Source organism: Vibrio sp. 2130-1 (genome assembly GCF_033339515.1).
On the sequence record NZ_JAWOUT010000499.1, the window covers coordinates 1 to 588 of the forward strand.

The window sequence follows — 588 nt, forward strand, 5'->3', positions numbered from 1 at the left end:
CGTTTGGATGAGCAACAAAAATTTGCAGCTTGCCATCTTCGCTTACAGACGCGTTGATCATGTCTGATTGACCATTGATGTACGTTGCTAGCTCTTCGATGTCATCACCCGCTTTCGCGTTGATATTGATTTCTAGATCATCAACATTACCATCTTCGTCTTCACCCATGCCAGGAAGCGTGATTTTTAGATCGGCTTTAGTTGGATCAACACCCCAATCTTTACCTTTTCCTACTTCAGAGAAGAATGTCACACCGCCCATACGAGTGTCATCTGCACGAATACTGGTTAGACCCATGATCATCGCTTCACCAGAGCTCGCACCGATTTGGAATGCCGCTTCACCGAATGAGCCGTTCAATAGACGACGGCCACCGAATGATGTGGTTTCTGCGATACGGTTCAGTTCGTCAACCAACGCCATTGATTCTTCGTTGATTGCCTGACGCTCAGCTGGAGAGTTAGTACCGTTTGATGACTGGATAGCCAAGTCACGCATACGCTGCATCACTGACGTTGCTTCGTTCATCGCACCTTCAGCCGTTTGAGCGATAGAGATACCATCGTTCGCGTTACGCATTGCCACAT

The 588-nt window shown here is 47.8% G+C and carries 1 protein-coding gene; it reads right to left on the reverse strand.

The annotated features are described in order from the left end of the window. A partial coding sequence (locus R7Q09_RS27060; protein WP_318144066.1) for a flagellin hook IN motif-containing protein occupies positions 1-588 on the reverse strand: 588 nt, incomplete at both ends.